Here is a 16,501-nt window from a genome sequence, read left to right as displayed (position 1 = left end):
ATCACAATCAAACTAATATATTTTAAGCCTTCGCCCAAAAGTACCATATTTTGGGCTATTTTTATCGGATTTTTCTTAACATTCAACACTTCTGGATAAAATCTTGTACCCCACATTCCGCACCCGGAACTGTCACAAAAGAAATAGCAAAGAATTTTGGGGTTAGTTTTTGATTTAAAACCAAAATTGGAGAGATGGAAATTTAAAAATCAAACCAGAGTTTGCGAAAATAAAGAATCGGTATAAAAAATGCTGCACTAAAACGTAGAGTTACTAAACATAGAGTGAGTAACTCTTGCAAAAATTAGTAAAAGTAAAGCTTAATTAAAATGATAATCAAACTAATAAATAGTAGCGACGACAAGTACTAGGAAAAAATTGTAATATCCATAATCTTTCATCAGAGAGGTTTGATATTTGTGAAACACTATTAACAATTAATAAATGAATACCTTGGAAACATTGAAATATCCACCTGAGAGTGGGGCGGTCTGTTGGTTTACCTAATTGATTTTTTATTTCCTGGTTTTGAGCTAATAAAATTCCACGTAACTGTCGTTGTCCTAAAGTATAAACCAACAAACATAACCCCATAATCATGGATAAAGCTTCAATGCGCTCCGGTGACTTAATAAATATGCTATCTGTTAGGAATAAAGGGTCTTTTAAGAAAGCAAAGCCTCTTTCACATGATTGTTGAGCTTTATATTCCTTAATCATGTCAGTGTGGCTTAATTGGGATTCATCAATAATATTAGTTGCTAAAATAAATTTTCCCGAAGCGCGATTTTCAAGTTCAATTGCTGCTTCATCTTGCTCTAATTGCGCGGATATCTGATAGCAATATTTCCAGTCATTCTGATTGTTGTTTTTGTTTTTACCTTGAGGTTTTAACTGTTTCTTAGATATTTTAATTTCAGCCAAACAATGATATTTTAATTGCTCTGATAGATGTAATGCAGCTTTCTTGGCATCTCGATGACAAGCAAATTCTTCATTACATAATTTTGTGAGCTTTTGATGAGCATTTATTTGGGCTTGCTGAACACGGCGCATCAGCTGTTTAGAATCTGCTTTTTTCCGTTCTTGGCTTTCAACTATCAGCCATCTTTGCTCGATCCCGGCATAGTTACTAGACTTGACTATATATGAATAACCTGTTATTTCACTTTGGATTAAATCTTTGGAGTCTATTCCTAATAGTATTTGCTTGGCTAACCCCACTGTCAATGGAACTCTGCATAACCATTTGAGGCTTTTCATCAAATTCAGGTTTTCGGCACTATATAATGCACTGTCTGCTACCATTAACGCATCTGTATCAATATTTTCTCGAAAATTTACGAGAGTTCTCGCAAAGGTTTTCGTATCTGATTGATTTCCTGACGCTGCTTTTAAAAAGATGGGAATATCCCCATCACTGCTACAAATTAACTCTATAATAAATTGTTTTAAGTCTGGTCTATGATCTCTTGAATAACCATAAGTTATATTTATTGGTTGTGGTGCTAACTCTAGGAGCTTATCTTCATTTTCTGTGGGAGCATTTCTTTCAAAGGCTACTTCGGGTAAACCAGTTTTATATTCTCCGTGCAGATGCAATGAAGAAGAATCTAAGTGTAGCGATGATAAATCTACTCCATATTTTTTTACTGCTGCTAACGCTATTAAAGTGAAGATTCCACTTAATCCTTTTAAATATAATTGGTCTAATACTCTTCCTAGTCTGTCGTCATTTAAATGTTCTGGTAATACTCCTTCTCCTATCAAGTGTTCACAGGCATAGCTATCCATATATTTAGGAAACATATATAATGTTCCAGATACAAACCCTAACCCGTTTAGTATCATTGCTTTGACCGCCTGACCCGCACTCACTTTGGACTGCGGGTGCTGTCCAAGTATTTTATTTATTTGGTCTACCAACCCTATTTCATCAATAATTCCTGCTACTATCCCCAGGTGATTTAGATTTTTTACTTCAATGCTCAAAGGCGAATTCATTTTCACACTATATCCCATCAACTATTTTTAGCTTTTCATGATGGAAGCTTATAGAGTGCTAATTTTATTTATTTTTTGACTTTTACCCTGATTCTGGCTATTAACTTTACTTCTGGATTTTTATTGTCTCAATTTTTACCAGTAGTTTTAATTTACTTACTGCTTTCTCTGTGTGCCAGTTTTAGGTGCGGAATGTGGGTTGTACGTAAGCGAGCGGTAATTGAGTCAGTAAATGACCATCTCAAAAATATATGTCAAATAGAACACTCACGACATCGTAGCCCATTCAACTTTTTGGTTAACTTGGTAGCTGGTTTGGTTGCCTATACCTATTTGCCCAAAAGACTTACCTGCACTGCCTCCTGCTATTTTTTAGTTCCGTCGAACTCACGTTAATTTAATATAGCCGTTTACCTGAGCTAATTGTTTTGATTTATAGCTCTAATTTACTATGTCAAAAATCTAGTTTGGTCACTTCAATTCATTATTCTAATTTATAATTTCAGCCTTTAACATCTTCATTTATTTATCTCATGCGAATCTATCTGCCATCAGTTCTTATTACTGCTTATTGAGAATAAATTTTGATGGCATTTTTGGTAATTCATGGTGGCTAAAATGTCTTTTTTATTTTCAAATGTCTGTTTTTATTCTTGCGTACCTTTTTTTTCTCAGTAATTTACGTTTGTGACACTTGGGGTGCGGAAGGTGGGTTGAAACCACCTATGAAAAAGGAATCAAGCTTCTGTCACAAGAGTTAAAACAGTACCAACCTTTTTGGCAGCGTTCTGAGACATTACCCAAATGGGATATCACGATTGCCCCTGTTTGATTGGGATCTTATTTTCTTGCAAGTCCCCAACCAAGCATAGGAGTCACCTTCCATACTCAGGTTAAAGGCTGATCGCTTTCTCCTTGCGGGATCTTCCCCACCTCTGGTCGTGGTGCAGACATGATTTGCTTTTGCTGTTCTTGTAGCCAGGTTTCAAAGAGTTCATTCAGTAGTCGCACTTTCATAAATTCATCCAGTTGTGCAGGGATAAATTTTTCCAGCCGCAAAATTACGAACCACTCGGCGATGCGGGTAGGGGGCAATATCTGGCCTGGTTGACTGCTAGATAGCATTTGTACCATTACCGGATGTAGTGCATTCAGTTCAATCGGACCTACTAAACCGCCAGTTTGGGCTTCTGGCCCGAGCGAATATTCACGCGCCAAGTCGGCAAAAGAATTTTCTTTTGCCTGAATCCGGAAGTAAAGTTCTTGGGCAATTCCCACATCCTGGGTTCTTAGTAGGGAATAAATTACTTTGTCTAGTTTTGCTTTGGACTGAAAAAAGTAGGATTCCAGTTTATTACCCCAAGTGGCTTGCTTGAATTTTTCAATTTTAAGCTTACGAGTTGTAATAACTTCTAGCTGTTCGGTAGTCAGCCCTTGATGTGCCATCCAAGTCTGGATGTCTTCTTCATTTTTGAACTGTTTTTCAACGTAAAACTGCTGTTTGGCTTGGGCTATTTCCTCAGGTGTACACTCTATTGCTATCTTCTCAGAGCGTGAATTTTGCTCTATGGCCTCATCGATGATCAATTCTCTCTGCAACTGTGGCAGCATTTGGTAATTTCCTAGCAAGGAAATCAGCTCACTCGCTGTGATTGTACGATTACCGATTTGGATCGCTTCAGTCATTAGCTTTCAGGCATCTCAATAATATCTAGTTTTTTAAAGAAGCTAAACCGTAGCCCATTCACTGGGAGCTTTTGTCTTAATTTTACCGAGTTAAGTACACTTACCTCACTTTCTCAATAATTACACACTTTAAAATATACAAATTATATATCCCACATTCCGCAGGTTAGTTAAGAAAGAAGATAATATTTTCGACAAGGAGCGCCCAAAAACTGGAGAATCCATTGCCTTTCATGGGTTAAATTGGCAATTTGCTTGATTTGGGCGACCGTAACCAAATGAATCGACATAAAAGATTGAAACACCCAACGTAAGGTTGGAGTAGAAGTTGGTTTACCCAACTGATTATCAATAGTTTTTTTGACCGTTATAAAGCTTGACGTAAAGCCCTTTCACCCAGACTATAAACAAGCAAGCACAAACCCATGACCATTGCTAGTGCAGCAACTCGCTCAGTCGAATTGAGGAATAAACTCGAAGTAAAAAACAAGGGGTCTTTGAGAAACCGAAAACCGCGCTCAGTAGACTGCTGTGCCTTGTATTCCCGCAAAACATCATCATTGCTGAGTTCTTCAGTATCGAAGACATTGGTTGCTAAAATAAATCTTCCAGCTCGTTTGGTTTCAATAGCGATCGCTATTTCCTTGGGTTCTAGCGTTGCATCAACTTGGTAGTAAAAGGTGGGGGAAGCATTCTTGCTTGGTCTACCACGTCCAGGATTTTTTTTACCTCCTTAACCTGGATATTAAGCAGTTGCATTAAGTCTAGAATAAATTGTTTCAAGTCTGGGCGGTGGTCTCTTGAATAACCATAATTTTATATTCCTCCTGGTTCCGCCTCCTCTGCTGTTGCATTGTTCATATAATCGCCATCAACGTGGAAAGAACTTGAATCGCGGCGTAGGCTATCCATTTTGACCCCGAATTTACGTGCTGCACAAAGCGCCATTGTCACAAATACTTCAGTTAGTCCAGCCTCATATAATTTGTCCAATACTCGACCCAAACGGTCATCATTTAAATGTTCTGGGCGTATTCCTTCTCCTAAAAGATGCTCTGTAGCAATACCCAACGAAAAACTTTTCAAACAAATATAAAGGCGCACTCACAAACCCTAATCCGTTTAAAATCATTGCTTTTACAACTTGACCTGCACTGATAATTTCTTGAGAGTGAGTTCCCAACTGCCGATTAATTTGTTCTACTAAATTCATCTCATCACAGATGCCTGCGACTATGCCGCAGTAGTCAATATCCTGTACCCTGATATCTAATGGTGATGCTGTCATGCTTCTAAAATGCAGCAAGCATTTAGGTCATTTTCAAAATACAGCATTTACGAGCGCACCTGCGGAATCTGGGTTAAATTTAATGTTTTAAGCTCTACCATCGCAGAAGCTGGTTTTACCTTAGTGAAAAGATGCGTTATTGAGAGAGCCATATTTACTCATTGGCGCGATCAATTTTAAATTGAGGACGTGAAGTCAGGTAAATCATCAGATTTACTAAGAATGAATAAACTTCCATCTCCCCCACGGCCAATTCTTAAGGTTTCATCTAAATAAGTAATGTCTAATGTCGGAGTCCTGCTAGTAGGATTATTAGCTGAAAAAACCTTAAATGGGTTGAGTTGAGGAGTATTAATACCAACAATTTTCTCAATCGATAGGTAGCGTTTGTCAAAATAAACGTTGAGGCGTTTGTTAGGTAGAGGTTCTAAATCTTCTTTGGCTGGCTCAAAGCTAGCTGTCACTTTCACATATCCTGATACTATCCCCAGAGGATGTTTAACCTTAGCTAGATTGAAAAACAATTTATTTGCAACATCAATTACTTGATAAACTTTACCCAGCTTTAAGCCCAATGGGAGAGAAACTAAAGAACGGATTTCTCTAGCAGTAGAGTATTGCAGTTGCCAAGCTCCGTCTAACAAATGAGTCGCGTTAATTAGAGGATTAAGATTCGGATTGACGCTCTCTAGTTCCGTCGTCAATTCTTCAATTTCTTCGGCTAAGGTTTTGTCTAGCTTCAAATCGGTAACAGGAGAGCCATCGCTCTTAGCTTGAATCTCCTCAAGCTTGGCTTGTAATTTTTCCTTAAGCAAGACGTGGGCCAAGTAGCGATCGCGCATTTTAAATTAGTGTTTGGATGAACTGAACCTGCTGCTTAATTTTGGATTTTAGATGTCTCTAAAATCTAAAATCCAAAATCTATAACTCTTACAGTTGCCGCACTAATGGCTGACCATCTTTGACTTCACCAATCAAAACTAAATCGACACAGTTAACAAAAATACCATTTTCCAGAACACCGGGAATGTTATTTAATGTTTTTTCTAGGCTGACTGGATCTTCAATAGAGTCAAATCTGACATCTAAGACAAAGTTACCTTGGTCAGTGATCACTGGGCCAGCTTTTTTGATACCCATGCGGAGTTCGGGTTTCCCACCGAGTTTTTTAATGGCATTGGTTACAGGAGTAATTGCCATTGGAATCACTTCCACGGGTACAGGGAAACTAGAACCCAAACGATCTACTAATTTACCACTATCTACCACGACGATAAACTGTTCTGCCAAGTAGTCTACGACTTTCTCGCGGGTATGTGCTGCACCACCGCCTTTAATCAAATTCTTCTGCGGATCAACTTCATCTGCCCCATCAATGGCAATATCGATGTGGTCAATAGCATCTAAGGTGGCGAGAGGGATACCATACTGCTTCGCCAGCACTTCTGACTGAAACGAGGTAGGTATGCCAATGATATCTTTGAGTTCACCAGACTTGAGGCGATCGCCTAAAAACTGAATCGTATATGCTGTAGTTGACCCCGTACCCAACCCGACAATAGAACCCGATTTTACTAGGGCGGCAGCGGCTTTGCCAACTTCTTGCTTCATCAACTTTACGGGATCTGTTCCTGTCATTCCCAAAACTCCTGAAAAACTGACTATAGTCCATAGTAGTGGGCAGATAACATCAAAAGATGAAAGGTAAAAAACAAGTTTTTGCTAATTTATGCTTCCTTTACTCGGAACTTGTAAAAAATAAAACATTGTGGTGTCCGGAATAAAGGAGATTGTTTATGTAGTAACATAGTATATTACTATACTGAAAAATCATGGCAAAGCCTCCGCATACTGGTCTTACATTCGAGAAACTGATCGCTGAGATGGCCCCAGAAGTGTCAAATACCTTGACACCAGAGCAATTAGAAGGCATGAAAAGGGTTTTTAACTCTCGTGTTTGGACTCGTCATTCTTTAGACATAAGAGTTTCAGTACCAATTCCCGGATTAAGGTTTTATTTGGTGTTGCTAGCAGGTTCAGAACGTCGTTCTAAAACGCGTTTACGCTCTGAAAAAGGTTTATATCCTTTTTGGACTCCTGCTAATACCTTATTTGTCATCGGATTTTTAATGGTTCTATCGGCTTGTAGCTACACTATATTTTCTGTCGCATCCTCTTCACTTACTCCTCTAACTAACTTGAATTACCCTACTTCAATTCCTTGGATTAACGAGAAATCAGAATGTGAACGCACCAATAGAGTCTGGAATGATGGGAAGTGCTGGGATTCTGAACACAGTCCTAATTTTTAAACATACACTCTCGTAGCTCCGCAACATTGCCCAGCCTAAATTCGTCACTAGCTGAGTTATAGGTTATTAAGAACACCAAATTTTGCGTTAACCTCAGTAACGTAGTTTTTTAAATTCACGTTAGTAGCTAAAAGTGGTTATGGTGATGCGTCAGCTTTCAATTACTCTATCTTTAGTAGCACTACTACAAAATTTACCAGCAATTGCTCAAGTGCCAGAAACGACTTCTGGAACCTCATCTGATTCTATTCAACAGGTAATTGCTGCAAAATGGATGACAAACTTTTCTGATGGCAAGTTTTATCCAGAAAGGTTAGTGAGCAGGGCAGAATTAGCGTCGATTATGGTAAAAGCATTTCGGCTTGATAAAAGAGAAGCTGTTAACAAAGCAAATTTAACGATTCCAGATGTTCCTCGTTCTTATTGGGCATTTAATGATATACAGACAGTCTTAAAAACTGACATCATGAAAGGCTATCGGGGCAATGAGTTTTTCCCTAATCAAAAGGTGACAAAGGCGGAAGCTCTTGCTATTTTCGCTCAAGCTTATGGTGTCTTTCAGTTTCCTGATGAGGCTGTAAATGAGATTCTGGCTTCACATCCAGATGAAAAGTCTATCCCAACTTGGGCTAGAAAAGCGATCGCTACAGTAGCTACTGAAGGATTTCTCAACACAGATGCTCAAGGCAATATTTCTCCATTAAAACCCGTTACCCGTGGAGATATGGCTTATGTATTGAGTAAGTATTTACAACGACAACAGCGACAACCTGAAACACCAGAAGTTCCGATTATTCCAAATAGCCCACAATCACGTTAAGTAGGTTTGCACAATTAAAGCTAAATGGCAAGGGTTGTCCTTTGTCATTGGTCATTAGTAAGGATTTTAAGCCTGTTTACGTTTCGTAGCATAATTTGGTTTATTTCTACCAACTTACTTGGCTTAGTGCCAAGTTTTTATACACTGCCCTCTACTGGATCACTCACGCCAGAAAAAAGGGCAGAGGCATCGCAGCAGTGGACGCAGTTACGCACCAATGAAAAACGACATTTTGCGTAGGCGTAGCCCGCCGTAGGCATCGCTCAAGATTTATTTTGAATTATAAACCAAGAGAACGCATGAAGGATGTCATACAGATCCTCTCTGTTTGCTCAAGTTAATCAAATGAGTGATTGCATCTTCAAGTAGCTGAAATGCTAACAAACTAATTACTGCTTCGCTGAAATTGGGTTCGTAAACTCCCCAAAGCTCAAAGTTCTCCACCATAACGTAGGGTAATCTGTATAAATATGAACACAAGTGCAGCATATAGATTCCTTTCTTGATAATAAAAGGTGCAGATGACCCGCATTAAATACTTACTACAAAAGAAGATTTAGTTCCTTTTGCCATTGGAGTAAGGGCTTTTCCCAAGCTTCCTCCCACTTTTGGGCAAAGAGAGGTTTGGCATTTTTCCCCATTTTCCATCCGGTTTGAATAGCATCAAGCAAAGTAGGCAATTCTTCAGGATTGAATAGAAGGGTAGACATCATGCTACTAGAAAGCAAAGATACTGCTAGAGGATAGGGAAACTGTAACAAGTGAAATGCTTGTAATCCGATCTCGTCAGATGGTGATACACCAAAACCAGTGACGATATGCCAGATATCATGAGTTTGGCTCAGTCTCGCCTCCACATAACTGGCATCGGAATAAATGGGTATCTCTTCGTACAAGTCTTCAGCTCGAAATCCCTTTGCCTTCATTGCCATGCTGTAAAGGTATCCCAAGGAATCCGGTGGATATTGCAACAAAGTGTCCAGATCATGAGGTGGGGCCATGTATCGCTCTTCAATTAATGCTGCCGAACCAGAATCACGCTTTAGGTGTTCTACTGCAATGTCAAAGGAAGGTGTTTCCAGCAAAGCAACAACCATCTCTCCCACTACATCCAGACTGGAATCTCCGGCAAGCATTGCCAGAAAAGGCTGGAATGCGTTAATTTGTTGCATCTGACGGGTTAAATCGTTTCCAACTTTGGCAGTGGGTAATGTAAGTGAATCTTTGTCCATAACAATATCCTCCTGTAGTCAGGCTAAAATATGAGCGTTGCTCATATTTATAAAATACGAGTAATGCTCATGTTTAGTCAAGCAAATTTCTCACCGATTTTTTTAACTTCATGACCACCGATTCATCAAAGCCTAGAGGGATGCGTCGCCAGCCCCGCCAAGCTCGTAGCCAAGAGCGTGTCAATCAAATTTTGGATGTAGCTGAACAACTGTTTATTACGGAGGGTTATAACGCTACCAGTACCAATGCGATCGCAGCTAATGCCAAAGTACCTATCGGATCGCTGTACCAATTCTTTCCCGACAAAGCAGCAATTCTTTACGGACTAGCAGCTCGCTATAACCAGCAACTCCATCACTTATTAATAGAGTTGAATACACCTGAAAGCAAGAGTTTAACTCTCTCTAAATATATGGAACAGGTAATTGATACCGTTGATCAATTCTTTACTGATTATCCAGGTTATCACGCCATCTTTATGCCCTTGCAAAGTTCAATGCCTGAACTAGAAGCGATCGATGCGGCGGCTGATGCCCAACTGATTGATGATTTGGCGATGTTTATATCGGAGCATTATCCAGATTTAGAACCAATCGTCTATGAAGCGATCGCTTTTGTGTTAGTTAAAACGATCGGCATCCTTTTGTGGACATCTCTTAGCCATGAAAAAAAATTCCGTCAACAATTGGTGACAGAAACAAAAAGATTGACTCTAAGTTACTTGCAAAGTTACTTGTAGCGACCTGCAAGATCAACATCGTCAAAATCGAGCATTATGTCCAACGCTAATCGCTCGTTAGTGTCCAGTATCTTCACTGCAAATAAAATCAGTTTTGACCAGGACTTCTATACTTGTCTCGAAGCTGGCGAAGATATAAGGAATTAGATTGTGTTGGTTGCTGCTGCACATAATTCCCATAATTCCCATAATTAGACTGTGATGGTTGCGTCGGCTGCTGCAACCCATAATTTCCATAATTAGATTGTGGTGGTTGCGCCGGCTGCTGCAAGCCATAATTTGCATATCCCATAGGATTTGTGGGAGTGACAACACCTTGATTCGGAATCTGGCTAGAGTAAGGTGCAACATTATTTGGTATGCCAGAGGTGGCTGGGGGCGTTCCTGGTGCTACATTTGGCACTACCTGACCGTTATTTAAATTACTGTAAGGATTTTGCTGCAAGTTCGTATAACCTGTACCAGTATTTAACCCATTACTAGGCACTACCTGACCGTTATTTAAATTACTGTAGGGATTTGGCTGGAAGTTCGTATAACCTGTACCAGTATTTAACCCATTACTAGGCACTACCTGACCGTTATTTAAATTACTGTAGGGATTTGGCTGCAAGTTCCTACCCGTTGACATATAGCCTGTCCCAGTAGTTAACCCAGTACTTGGTAGAGAATTCTGACTGGATAAGCTATTCATGGGTGGCATTAACGTTGTTCCTGGCTCAGAGGCTCGGCCCAAAGCATTTGTCTGAGTTGCAGTGGTACCATTAAAGCCAGACAGCTTCTGATTTGTCGATTGATTGAGTATTGCTTGCAGAGGGCTGACAGAGGCAGAATTTTGATTCTTGTTAGTTTGATTCGTGAATCCAATTCCCAGGTTAGAGGATGTCTGTTCCCCTTCTGTTGGTTCAGATGCCCCAGTTAAAGTTTTGATACCTAGAAACTGATTATTATCAATCGTCCCAGTCCGCAATAAATTTTCGGTTTGTACGACAAAAGGATTTTTGACGGCGGGGGGGGTGTCGCCATTAACGCCTAAAGTAGGATTTACTTTGGCATCACTAGCAGACTTTTGTTTGTTAATTGCATCCTCTAATAAACTTTTGCTATTTTTTGTCTCAGTTTTTTCTTTGGGAGTATTTGCCGTTGATGAGAGAGTCGCTTGCTCAAAGTCATTAAATAAAACTGGCAGGTTATCAATATCGGCTGCAATGGCTCTATTTTCTGCTGACAGTGAAGAATCAGTAGGGGTTTGTGAAGTTACTTTGTTTTTTTGCTTATAAACGAAAATATCTGGATTTGACCAGTATTCCCAGGTTACTAGCCCCACTACAGATAAAAAAATTGCAGTTACCCAAAAACCAGGTCGCCCTAGATTCCATAACCTGGCTCTGAGATAGCGTAAGTAGGCGGGAGGATAATGACGATGTGGCATGGGATTGCTAATTGAAATTTACTCGAAATCGGGAAAAATTGACGGAAACTGAAGGCTTTGCTGTTTAATGCTTTTGCTTTCCTTAACAGGAAATATCTCAACTAAAGTTGGATCGTGATTTTATCCTAACTTCTCCATCAGTTATTAGTCATTACCAATAGATATGTAACAGTCAAAAATTTACTTTTTAGCGGCTGGAGTGCTTTGGCAAGATTTTCTAGAAAGTTACGGCAATTTATGGTTGGTTTTTGAGCATTGGTCACATTGGATAACATCATGAGTTGACAGTTGCTCTAAATTTATTGTTGTAGCTGGACAAAAGTTCGACTTTTTTACTTTCTAGTTAGCAAACTGTAGGCTGCAATGCTTCGATATATACACCTCTGAGGGCGCTGTGCCGCACCATACTATTAACCAGGAGACTACAGCAATGATGAAAGCTGAAGATATCATGACCAAAGATGTAGTTACCATTCGCGGTTCAGCAACTGTTGCTGAAGCAGTGGTGCTGATGAAGGAAAAAAAATTGCGGGCGCTAGTTGTAGATATTCGCCATGAGAACGATGCTTATGGCATTGTCACAGAAACAGATATTGTCTATAAGGTAACAGCCTACGGTAAAGATCCAAAGCAAGTCTGGGTTTACGAGATTATGAGCAAGCCCTGCATTGTGGTAAATCCTGATTTGGGTGTGGAATATGTAGCACGGTTATTTGCCAACACTGGTATTCATCGGGCACCTGTGATTCAAGGCAAGTTGTTAGGTATCATCTCGATTACCGACATTTTGACCAAAAGCGACTTTGTGGAAGCGCCAAAAGCGCTACTGCTGGAGGAGAGAATTCAAAAAGCAATTCAACAGTCTCGCGCTATTTGCACTGAACAAGGTGCTTATTCTAAAGCTTGTGCAGCCGCTTGGGATGAGGTAGAAGAACTCCAGGCTGAAGCTGCTCATCAAAAAGCTGAGGGGATGGTATCAGCTAAAGTCTCTTTTGAAGAATATTGCAAGGAAAACCCAAATGCACCAGAATGCCGAAATTATCACCCGTAATTGAAGTTGGAAATTGGGAATTGGGAATTGGGAATTGGGTGTTGGGCATTGGGCATTGGGCAAGAGGACAAGGAGAATTGGGGACAAGGGGAAAGACTTGTTTCAAATTCTCACCTCTTGTCCCCTTGTCCCCTTGTCTCCCCTGCTCCCCTGCTCCCCTGCTTTTTAAGGGGGATTTAGGGGGATCTGAACTTTTGATACCAATAAGGGGACTTTTAAAACATCCTCTGAACCCTACCCTCAACCCTTTAAGAATAAGTGAGGAGCTTGCTCTGAGGTATATTATTTGATTGTATATTTTTCCTTATTTTAAATTGCTACTTATGTAAAATTTATGGCTCTCCTAGACTTCGTTTGATAAATTAATACTAAAAAACACCTAAAACACCTAATATAACTAGGTTTCGATAAAATAGAATCAAAGATTTAATAAAAATATGCTTTCTGATTCTTGAATCCCCTACTATGTAAGGACTTAACCTGATATCAAATATTAATTTTCTATAACTAGTCTAGGAGAGCCAAATTTATTAACTTGCAGAAATAATGGGGCGAGCTACTGAGAAAAAGCTAGAATCTTGCCAGTTATTTAATAATATTAAAGCATTAAATAAAATCTATCTTTACCTATCTAATTGCTGAAATTAAAGCGGCAAGAGATATTCATCTATGACTATATTTAAAGGCATAGTTATACCAATTCAAAGTTATAAAAGCTGACATCCAAAATATAAAAAAGCCTCCCGATAATGGGAGGCTTGGATGTGAGCGGAGACAACTTGTTAAACTACGGCCTTGCAGCCAGCGCTCCTCCTAATGCAGAGAAAACGGCGGAGACGGATGCTGTGGCAAACAGCCACCACGCTGCTGTAGCTGCGGCTTTGCGGGTTTCTTCAGCTTGTCGCTGTGCTTGATGCTTCACCTGTTCTAAGCGGCGTTGGGCTTCTTGCTGTATGCGTTCTGCACGTTGCAATACTGTGTTGCGGGCCCGTTCAATTTGGTCGATGATCCGGTTGGCATCTTCCTCAGAGATGTCCTCACGAGAACTCATAATTGCTACTAAAGTCTCACGATCAAAAGATGATAGGCGATCGCGCAGGGCATCAAATCCCGCTTGAGGATCGTCAAAAAATGTGCGGACATCGCGCTTAATACTATCGTAATTTAGTTCCGGGCGATCCAGGGAGTTAAGATAGTTGCGGATGCGGGCAAAAACCCCATCAATTGCATCTTGAATGCCTCGTTGAATATTCCGCACTTGTTCTACAAATTGATCCCTGACAGACACCATGTTATCGGCAATCCGCGCTGCTTCTTCATCAGACATATCTTCCCGAATTTTCAGCAGGGCGATGATGGTATCACGGTCAAAATGGGAAAGGCGATCACTAAAACTTTCTACCCCAACTCGCGGATCGTGCAAGAGTAGTTGCAAGTCGCGTTTGATACCTTCAGGATTGAGTTCTTCTTTACCAGTTTGGCGCAGGTACTCTTCTAGATAAGCTTTGAATGTTTCTGCTCTTTGCTGTGTGCGGGTAGCTAAACGACGAGGCGCACGGACAAAGTTACGAATCGAAGTTTGGGTGGAATCAATGATTTCATTGACTTGTTGTTCGCTCAAATCTTGACGTTGACTGAGCAACTTCACCAACGTATCTCGGTCTAACTGCGACAATCGACGGCGTAGTGCGCTGGCTCCCTCTTTGGGATTTTCAAACAATTTGCTCAAATCTCGCTGAATACCCTCTGGATTCAGTTCTTGTTTACCAGTATTCCGCAGATAATCTGCGATCGTGGTCGTAACAGAGTCGTATTGCTCTTTGGCTTTATCCACTACAGCTTGGGGTGTGTGGCGAATGTTATGCCACGACTCCTCAGCCGCATTGATGATTTGATTAACTTGATCTTCACTCAAATCTTGGCGCTGACTCAACAATTGCACCAAGGTATCGCGGTCAAAGCGAGACAACCGCGCCCGAATTGAGGTAATTCCAGCTTGAGGATCTTCCAGTAGCTTTTTGAACTCCGCGCGGATAGCATCAGGATTCAGTTCTGATTTTCCGGTGTTACGCAGATATGATTCTACATTCAGCCACAGAGTTTCTGCTTGGTATTGTGCCTGTTCAGCCAATCCTTTGGATTCTACCAAGACGCGATCGCGCTGTTTTTCCAATTCATCCAGAATGCTGTCTACTTCATATAGCTGGACATCATTCCGTTCTAGCAATATCTCCCGAATTTCCTGACGTTCAATGTGCGCCAGTCGTAATGTCAGGGTTTCATAATCTGCATCTGAGTCTTGCAACAGTGGTTTAAAATTCTGTTCAATGCCTTCAGATGTCAAATCTGTTTTCGGGGTAACGAGCAGATAACTTTCTACTGCGCGTTGCAAGTCTTGGACTACCTCTCTTTCTTCGATACCTGTAACTGTCACCAGCACATCTTTGCGGACAAATTCTAGCTGATCTGCAATGCGCTGAATTTGGCCTTGGGTAAGTAGTCCCCGTTGTTGGAGAATTTTGACGAAATCGTTACGTGATAATCTTTCTAGTTCTCTGCGGACTATTCCAGGATCAGCTGCTGGGTCGTAAATGACATCACGAAATTCTTGGGCAATTTTTTCTGAGCTTAGTTGCCAAGCATAAGTGTTGTACAGATAGTTTTCGACATCAGATCGAATTGGGCTATAGGGTTGTGATGGTGTTGGCAAACCTAACTTATCTGCTTGTTGGGTGACTTTATCTTTGGCTGTGGTAAGGCTACCCAAGATTTTTTCCACATCCAAATCAGATAAATCTGCCCGTCCTAACACAACGGCAGTTAATGCAGATAGCCCTTGCTGGATGGTACTTTGAATTGGCCCACCAGTAGATGCCTTTTGGTCAGTCTCCTTGGAACCACGTGTTTCTGCAACTAATCGATCCAGCTTGGCGTTGAGTTCATCTGTCTTGCTTTGTCCTGCTGGAAGTGATTTCAGATAATCCATTAACTCACCCATCCGGTCTTCGGTGGGTGAATGCTGACTTACTACCTGTTGCCAAACCTTATATAAAGTATCAGCAATGCGGGTAACGTCTTTTTTAGAAAGATCGGTGCGACTGCTGACTAACTCGATAAACTTTTGGCGGTCAATGTTGCGAATATCTGGAGTCCCGGCGATCGCTTTTAATTGAGGATCGTTGAGTAAATTTTCAAAATCACCCCGAATTTTCGACACATCCAACTCTGGTGGACGCAGCTTATCTAAATAATCTTCTATGTTTTCCCGAATACTTCCAGGGTCGATGCCGCTTCCTAGTTCTCGACGGATAGCGGCGGCGGCGGCTTCAGCTGTGGCTACAACTTGATTATTAACAGCTTTAGCGCCTAGTGCGGCTGTAGCTGTACCCATAATCGCCTGAAAACCGGAAGTTGCCGTATTTACGACTGAGCCAATTAAGGAACCCACGGTAGTGGAACTGACCCAAACCAGGAGTAAAAAGTAAGCACCCCAAATTACCAAACCGAGAATTGCTCCTAAGCCTGGATCTAAGATTACAAGACTCAATTTCACTGCCAGGAAACAGGCAATTAATAGAGCGATCGTCACAGTAACTAACGTCCAAATCCCTACTGCTGTACCGATTTTGCGAATGCTGCCGCCCAAACTTCCGACTTCCCCAGAATCTGAATCCGAGTCAGATGAGTGCCCCAGATAGGAAATACCTGCTGCAAGGGAGAGATTAGTTAGAACTAATTGGAAAGCAAAGGCTAAAATCACGCCGGAGATTAAAGCCACAAAAAAGCGCGGCCCGGAAGTGAGAACTGATGCCTGTGCTGGCGTGACGTTTGAGGGATCTACTGGAACCTGTGCTAACCACAATAGTGGTTTGTAGAGTCCCAGCATGATTTCCGTACTTTGGAACATTGTATTTCCTTCTACTAAGTTTAAATTTG

The 16,501-nt window shown here is 40.8% G+C and carries 12 protein-coding genes and 2 pseudogenes; 6 read left to right on the top strand and 8 right to left on the bottom strand.

All coding sequences use genetic code 11. The features are described from left to right. Positions 1-336: 336 nt before the first annotated feature. The gene (locus tag V7K69_RS26045) at positions 337-2,004 is read right to left on the bottom strand and encodes an IS1634 family transposase (RefSeq protein ID WP_335039764.1); all 1,668 of its coding nucleotides are present in this window, start codon (positions 2,002-2,004) and stop codon (positions 337-339) included. 204 nt (positions 2,005-2,208) lie between these two features. Between V7K69_RS26045 and V7K69_RS26040 the strand changes: the two are divergent. Next, positions 2,209-2,400: pseudogene (locus V7K69_RS26040) on the top strand (transposase); the annotation flags it as partial. Positions 2,401-2,892: 492 nt separating this feature from the next. Here the strand turns inward: V7K69_RS26040 and V7K69_RS26035 are convergent. Further along, positions 2,893-3,690 (bottom strand): peptidylprolyl isomerase, encoded by a 798-nt coding sequence (locus tag V7K69_RS26035; RefSeq protein WP_335039760.1) that lies wholly within the window; start codon positions 3,688-3,690, stop codon positions 2,893-2,895. 425 nt (positions 3,691-4,115) lie between these two features. On the opposite strand from V7K69_RS26035, the gene V7K69_RS33035 reads away from it, so the two are divergent. Next, on the top strand, positions 4,116-4,364 hold the full coding sequence (locus V7K69_RS33035) for a hypothetical protein (protein ID WP_442936193.1): 249 nt from the start codon (positions 4,116-4,118) through the stop codon (positions 4,362-4,364). Positions 4,365-4,506: 142 nt separating this feature from the next. Here the strand turns inward: V7K69_RS33035 and V7K69_RS26025 are convergent. The 3 genes and pseudogenes from V7K69_RS26025 to rpiA form a co-directional block, all read right to left on the bottom strand. After that, positions 4,507-4,903: pseudogene (locus tag V7K69_RS26025) on the bottom strand (DUF4277 domain-containing protein). Between the two features lie 251 nt (positions 4,904-5,154). Beyond that, positions 5,155-5,820, bottom strand: coding sequence for a PAP/fibrillin family protein (locus V7K69_RS26020; RefSeq protein ID WP_335039758.1), 666 nt, complete (start codon positions 5,818-5,820; stop codon positions 5,155-5,157). An 88-nt stretch (positions 5,821-5,908) separates the two neighbouring features. Then, positions 5,909-6,616, bottom strand: a complete 708-nt coding sequence (gene rpiA, locus V7K69_RS26015; RefSeq protein WP_335039756.1) for a ribose-5-phosphate isomerase RpiA — start codon at positions 6,614-6,616, stop codon at positions 5,909-5,911. Positions 6,617-6,810: 194 nt separating this feature from the next. Here rpiA and V7K69_RS26010 point away from each other — a divergent pair, with 194 nt between their 5' ends. Both V7K69_RS26010 and V7K69_RS26005 read left to right on the top strand, forming a co-directional pair. Next, positions 6,811-7,290: a hypothetical protein gene (locus tag V7K69_RS26010; RefSeq protein ID WP_335039753.1), complete on the top strand. Its 480-nt coding sequence runs from the start codon at positions 6,811-6,813 to the stop codon at positions 7,288-7,290. A gap of 145 nt (positions 7,291-7,435) precedes the next feature. After that, positions 7,436-8,110, top strand: coding sequence for an S-layer homology domain-containing protein (locus V7K69_RS26005; RefSeq protein WP_335039750.1), 675 nt, complete (start codon positions 7,436-7,438; stop codon positions 8,108-8,110). 542 nt (positions 8,111-8,652) lie between these two features. On the opposite strand, the gene V7K69_RS26000 is transcribed toward V7K69_RS26005, so the two are convergent. After that, positions 8,653-9,342, bottom strand: coding sequence for a Coq4 family protein (locus tag V7K69_RS26000; RefSeq protein ID WP_335039748.1), 690 nt, complete (start codon positions 9,340-9,342; stop codon positions 8,653-8,655). Between the two features lie 110 nt (positions 9,343-9,452). Here V7K69_RS26000 and V7K69_RS25995 point away from each other — a divergent pair, with 110 nt between their 5' ends. Further along, a complete protein-coding gene (locus tag V7K69_RS25995) occupies positions 9,453-10,082 on the top strand; it encodes a TetR/AcrR family transcriptional regulator (protein WP_335039745.1) in 630 nt (209 codons plus the stop codon). Positions 10,083-10,170: 88 nt separating this feature from the next. Here the strand turns inward: V7K69_RS25995 and V7K69_RS25990 are convergent, their stop codons facing one another. Next, positions 10,171-11,514, bottom strand: a complete 1,344-nt coding sequence (locus V7K69_RS25990; RefSeq protein ID WP_335039743.1) for a hypothetical protein — start codon at positions 11,512-11,514, stop codon at positions 10,171-10,173. 430 nt (positions 11,515-11,944) lie between these two features. Here V7K69_RS25990 and V7K69_RS25985 point away from each other — a divergent pair, with 430 nt between their 5' ends. Then, complete coding sequence (locus V7K69_RS25985; protein WP_181852933.1) at positions 11,945-12,565, top strand: CP12 domain-containing protein; 621 nt, start codon at positions 11,945-11,947, stop codon at positions 12,563-12,565. A 787-nt stretch (positions 12,566-13,352) separates the two neighbouring features. On the opposite strand, the gene V7K69_RS25980 is transcribed toward V7K69_RS25985, so the two are convergent. Beyond that, entirely contained in the window at positions 13,353-16,472 is a 3,120-nt protein-coding gene (locus tag V7K69_RS25980; protein WP_335039739.1) for an MFS transporter, read from the bottom strand. Between the last annotated feature and the right edge of the window lie 29 nt (positions 16,473-16,501).

Source organism: Nostoc sp., from assembly GCF_036917775.1.
Taxonomy (GTDB): Bacteria; Cyanobacteriota; Cyanobacteriia; order Cyanobacteriales; family Nostocaceae; genus Nostoc.
This window is presented reverse-complemented; position numbering and strand designations above follow the sequence as displayed.